We start from the raw sequence: 5,392 nt of genomic DNA, 5'->3' as shown, positions 1-5,392 counted from the left end.
GCAACCTTTTTTATTAAAAATTCGTCTTTATTTAAAATTAAACACTAAAACTGAATCGTCAATTACAAAATTTAAAAATTATGAAAAAACAATTAATCCTTTTATTCGCGCTATTTTTTAGTTCACAACTGCTAATCGCGCAAACTACTCCATCACAAAAAATAGATGCCTTTATTGAGCAAAAAGGCAATGACTTTCAGGTGGCATATGAAAAGAAAGACGTTAAGGCATACAATGCATTACTTTCTGAATACCTAATACTACACGAAAATTTACCTACGGATATAAAAAAGGAACGCTCCTATGAGCTAAGTAATATTTATTACAATTTAACTTGTCTTTACTCCCTTTTAGGCAATAAGTCCTCAGCTATCAATTGTTTTAAGAAATCAATTGACGCAGGTTATAATAATTACGGCCACGTACAACTTGATACGGACTTAGACAATATCCGAAAAGAGAAGGACTTTATTGCAATCAATAACAAGCTAAAGCTTACTGGAGACTATCTTTTTATTCTTAAAAGAGCGAATAAATACAACCTCTCAGACAGCAGACCGTTACCTAAATTTAACTATCAATCGAGCGATAATCCAAATCTTATGGAATTGCGTAAAGGATTCAAGCTCGATAGCATAGCTGGACAAGGTTCAGACGTGTTGAAAATTTTAAATCTATTGCATTGGGTGCATAATTTGGTTCCGCATAATGGAATGAATGGAAATCCAGAGGTGAAAAATGCATTAAGTATGATTAATGTTTGTAAAAAGGATAACAGAGGATTAAACTGTAGAGGACTTGCCCTAGTTTTAAATGAATGCTACCTTTCAATGGGAATAAAATCAAGGATAGTTACTTGTTATCCCAAAGACATTTTGAAGATTGACAATGATTGCCACGTTATTAATTCAGTTTATTCTGAATCTCTCAAAAAATGGTTATGGATTGATCCGACTTACAATGCATACGTAATGAATGAAAAAGGAGAAATGCTGAGCATAGAAGAAGTGCGTGAGCGTTTGATTAGTGACAAAACCCTAATATTGAATCCCGATGCCAATTGGAACAATCAAAATCCACAGACAAAGGAGTATTATCTGTACAATTATATGGCAAAGAATCTTTATATGCTTGAATGCCCAGCAACTAGCGAATATGATATGGAAACACCCCGAGAAGGGAAAACAATTAGCTATATAAAGCTCCTACCTTTGGATTATGATAATCAAAAGCCAGATAAAGAGGAGTCAGAAGGAAAAATTACAATATTCAAAACCAATAACCCAAAAGTGTTTTGGGAGCATTAAACTAGAATTAAAAAAAGAGGAGTCAGTTTTCTAAAACAAAAAAAACAACGCCAATAGAGTCTGGACGATGGTTTATTTAGGAATGGCTTTCAATAAAATAAGAATTTACAAAGATGCCAATGGGAAAATTTATGGTTATCCAATTGGTGTAGATGTGTTAAAATTTAATTAAATGATTGAAACAACAATTTGATTAACAAGCTGTTTAAACAGAATATTATACTAGTAGAAAAAAAAATTGAAACTAGATGCAACCTTTTTTATTAAAAATTAAAACAAGCTAATATGAAAAACATCAAAATCTCACTTCTTGCAGTAACCGTGCTGTTAGCATCTTGCAACAATAAAGAAGAATTGGTATCGGGTATTACCAAAAAGAATATGGATACCTTAGTAAAACCAGGCGATAACTTTGACCGTTTCGTTAATGGAACCTGGGCTAAAAACAACAAAATTCCAGCAGATAAAGCATCATTTGGTGCTTTTGATATGCTGTATGACAAATCGCAAAAAGACGTGAAAGCCATCATTGAAGAAGCTTCAAAAGGAAGTTTTTCTGAAGGTTCAGACGAGCAAAAAATAGGTGATTACTATAGCTCTTATACGAATCGTAAAGACCGAGATGCGAAAGGCGTTACTCCTATTCAATCGGAATTAAAAGCTATTGATGCTATCGCAAATCACACCGATTTAGCAAGCTATTTTGGTAAAGCCAATAGAACTGGAGTATCAATTCCATTTTCAGTTGCTGTTTTAGAAGATTTTAAAGATCCTAAAAAATATACTTTGATGACTTGGCAAAGTGGTTTAGGACTTCCTGAAAGAGAGTACTACCTTCAGAATGATGTTAAAATGTCCGACATTCGTAAGAAATATGTAGCGCATATCGAAAAAATGTGGCAATTAGTTGGGTTACCCAATGGCGCCGAAAGTGCGGCTAAAGTTATGGCTTTAGAAACTACTTTGGCAACCCACCACATGAAAAAAGAAGACACTCGAAACACAGCAGCGCTGTACAACAAATATGCGTTAACCGATTTAAAATCGTTAATGCCAGATTTTGATTGGACAGCTATGTTAAAAAATGCAGGTGTTGCTAATGAAAAAAATATTGTGATTGCTCAAGTAGCTTATACAAAAAGTTTAAACAATATCATCAAAAACACACCTATTGCTACTTGGAAAACATATTTAAAATGGAGCTTGATAAACAGCACTGCGGGTTACTTAAATACCGCTTTAGACAAACAGAACTTCGAATTTTACGGAAAGACATTGAACGGAACAGAACAACAAGAAGAAGATTGGAAAAGAGCTGTTAGTGCTGTAAATGGTAGTTTGGGTGAAATTGTTGGTAAAGTATATGTTAAAAAACACTTTACTCCAGAGGCTAAAGAACGCATGACGGCCATGGTGAAAAATCTACTTAAAGCTTACGCAGCAAGCATCAAAGAACTAGATTGGATGAGTGCTAACACAAAAAAAGAAGCACTTGCTAAAGTTGATAAATTCATGATTAAAATTGGTTACCCAGACAAATGGAGAGATTATTCTGCATTAAAAGTAACTAAAAATGATTTGTTCGGAAATGCAACAAGAGCTACTGAATTTGAATACAATCGTATGTTAAACAAATTAGGAAAACCGGTTGATAGAGCTGAATGGGGTATGAATCCGCAAACTGTGAATGCGTATTACAATCCAACGCTTAACGAAATTGTTTTTCCAGCGGCAATTCTTCAACCGCCTTTCTTTAATTTAGCCGCAGATGATGCTGTAAATTATGGTGGAATTGGCGCCGTAATTGGGCACGAAATTGGGCACGGATTTGACGATCAAGGAAGTGCTTTTGATGGTGAAGGTGTAATGAGAAATTGGTGGACACCACAAGATCTAAAAGCTTTTCAAACAAGAACAAAAGCTCTTGTTGACCAATACAATAGTTTTAAAGTTTTACCAGATTTAAACCTTAACGGAAGTTTTACGCTAGGCGAAAACATTGGTGACTTAGGCGGATTGAGTATAGCTCTTAAAGCTTATAAAATGTCACTAAATGGAAAAGAAGCTCCTAAAATGGACGGTTACACTGGAATTCAAAGAGTTTTCCTTGGTTGGGGACAAGTTTGGTTAGACAAATCTCGTGAAGAAGCTTTGAGAAGTCAGGTAGCATCCGACCCCCATTCACCTGCAAAATTCAGAATAAATGGAATAGTTAGAAATATTCCAGAATTCTATGAAGCATTCAACGTAAAAGCAACTGATTCTCTTTATTTAGCTCCAGAAAAAAGGGTTAAAATTTGGTAATCAAATTCAAATCAATAATCAAACCCAATAGCAATTTTGGGTTTTTTGTATTTAATCAATATGGAAAAGTGTATGGTTACGCCATTGGTGTAGATGTGTTGAAGGGGGAGTTTTAATAGGTAACAGTAAAAATTAGAATAAATATCAAAAATTAATTTTGCAGAGGCTGTAGAATTAGTTAAAACTACAAGTAACTATGAATTAGTTCAAGATGACTCAACTCTTGGTTGTCTTTTAAAATTCATGTTTACTTTAGAAAATAGAAGTCAGGTAGTTATGCCTCATGCAACGTGCAAGCGAAAAAAAAATAAAAATAAACCAATTGAAAGAAAAACTTATGAAAATTAAAACAATTTTAGCCTTAATGTTTTTTGTAACAACTAATGTTATTGCTCAGAAAGAAAAACCCATTTACTCCTATGTTGAACAAAGAACATTCTTAGAAACTCAAAAAATTGATTTTGTTGACAACAGAATTATTGTAGTTGTGCAAATTGATGGGGAAAATTACAATTTTATAGTAGATACTGGTGCTCCAACTGCATTAGATAATAAGCTTGTAAAAAAATTGAATTTAACTCCACGTAGAATTGTAGAAGCAGGAACAGGCGGAGTACAGAAAGATTCTGTAGGTTTATACATTTTGCCTTCTCTTAAAATAAAAGAGATTGAGTTTGTAAATACTTTGTTTTCAAGTGTCGATTTAGGTTTTCTTAGCAAATGTGGGCAAATTGATGGTATTTTGGGAGCTAATATTATGGTAAATTGTGTTTGGCAAATAGATATCCCAAAAAAAACAAATCACTTTTTCAAACAATACAAAAAAACTTTCAAATCTTGAAAACAAAGCTAAAATGGAACTTTACGGAAAACAAAGCTCACCGTTAATTATTGGAGTAGTGAACAACAAAATAGAAGAGGTTATGCTATTTGATACAGGTGATCCAGCGCTATTTTCTTGGAGGAAAGCAGCCTATAAAGTAGGGTTGAAAAGTGCAATAAAGAAAGAAAATACCTTTAAAACTTATGGCTCACCTTATGGTGGTGTTTTTGGAGAAGAACCTAATGATACTATAAATTATGTTTTTATTGATAAATTAGAAATAGGTTCAACAATAATGGATTCAATTATTACTCAGGTATCAAATGATAATATTTCGAAATTCGGTGTAGAATATTTGGAAAATTACATTGTAACACTTGATTTTCCAAAAAAACGTTTTTATGCAAAATCTATTGAAAATTCTAAGAGTCAAACGAAACCTTTTTTCATTAAATATTCACCCAAAATTTTAAATGGTAAAGTATATCTTGATGAAATTCCTCTCAACGAAAAGGAGATTACTTTAAATTCACAAGTGATTGAAGTTAATGGTGTAAGGTTGGATAGTTTTAAAAGCGAATGCGAATTAAAGAGTTTTCTTAAGACTTGTTGGACATCTGATAAAACAAGGTTGAAAGTTTTAGTAGATAATTCAAGAATAATTGACATTGGAATTTCAAAATAATAGAAGCACTAAGGCATTGCAGCACCTATAAGAAATTGGAGGTTAAATGAACATTTGTGCTTCGTTTCAACTTCAGTGTTGGCAGAGAGTTTTAGTCTCCGAAATAGCCAACTTCTTATAGCTGCAAAACGTTGGCAGAGATTTTAACAACAAACGGAGAAGTAAACATTTAACAATATGACAACGAACAGACTTTTCCTTTTTTTATACTTTTAGCATTTACCACTATTGATTTAGGAAACTTATCAAAGGGTGTTTATATCATAGAAGTTG

General features: G+C 33.0%; 4 protein-coding genes. All 4 read left to right on the top strand.

The window, feature by feature from the left end:
* Positions 1-80: 80 nt before the first annotated feature.
* The 4 genes from DIU01_RS14755 to DIU01_RS14740 all read left to right on the top strand — a co-directional run bounded on the left by DIU01_RS14755 (position 81) and on the right by DIU01_RS14740 (position 5,119).
* Complete coding sequence (locus DIU01_RS14755) at positions 81-1,307, top strand: transglutaminase domain-containing protein (RefSeq protein WP_290835774.1); 1,227 nt, start codon at positions 81-83, stop codon at positions 1,305-1,307.
* Positions 1,308-1,592: 285 nt separating this feature from the next.
* Complete coding sequence (locus DIU01_RS14750; protein WP_290835773.1) at positions 1,593-3,611, top strand: M13-type metalloendopeptidase; 2,019 nt, start codon at positions 1,593-1,595, stop codon at positions 3,609-3,611.
* Between the two features lie 337 nt (positions 3,612-3,948).
* The gene (locus DIU01_RS14745) at positions 3,949-4,452 is read left to right on the top strand and encodes a retropepsin-like aspartic protease (RefSeq protein ID WP_290835770.1); all 504 of its coding nucleotides are present in this window, start codon (positions 3,949-3,951) and stop codon (positions 4,450-4,452) included.
* A 13-nt stretch (positions 4,453-4,465) separates the two neighbouring features.
* Entirely contained in the window at positions 4,466-5,119 is a 654-nt protein-coding gene (locus DIU01_RS14740) for a hypothetical protein (protein WP_290835768.1), read from the top strand.
* Positions 5,120-5,392: the final 273 nt, after the last annotated feature.

The sequence above is a fragment of the Flavobacterium sp. genome (genome assembly GCF_003525665.1).
GTDB lineage: Bacteria > Bacteroidota > Bacteroidia > Flavobacteriales > Flavobacteriaceae > Flavobacterium.
This window is presented reverse-complemented; position numbering and strand designations above follow the sequence as displayed.

Bases quoted from the DNA above. Each gene is read 5' to 3' on its own strand.
- DIU01_RS14755 (WP_290835774.1), top strand. From the start codon at position 81: ATGAAAAAACAATTAATCCTTTTATTCGCGCTATTTTTTAGTTCACAA.
- DIU01_RS14750 (WP_290835773.1), top strand. From the start codon at position 1,593: ATGAAAAACATCAAAATCTCACTTCTTGCAGTAACCGTGCTGTTAGCA.
- DIU01_RS14745 (WP_290835770.1), top strand. From the start codon at position 3,949: ATGAAAATTAAAACAATTTTAGCCTTAATGTTTTTTGTAACAACTAAT.
- DIU01_RS14740 (WP_290835768.1), top strand. From the start codon at position 4,466: ATGGAACTTTACGGAAAACAAAGCTCACCGTTAATTATTGGAGTAGTG.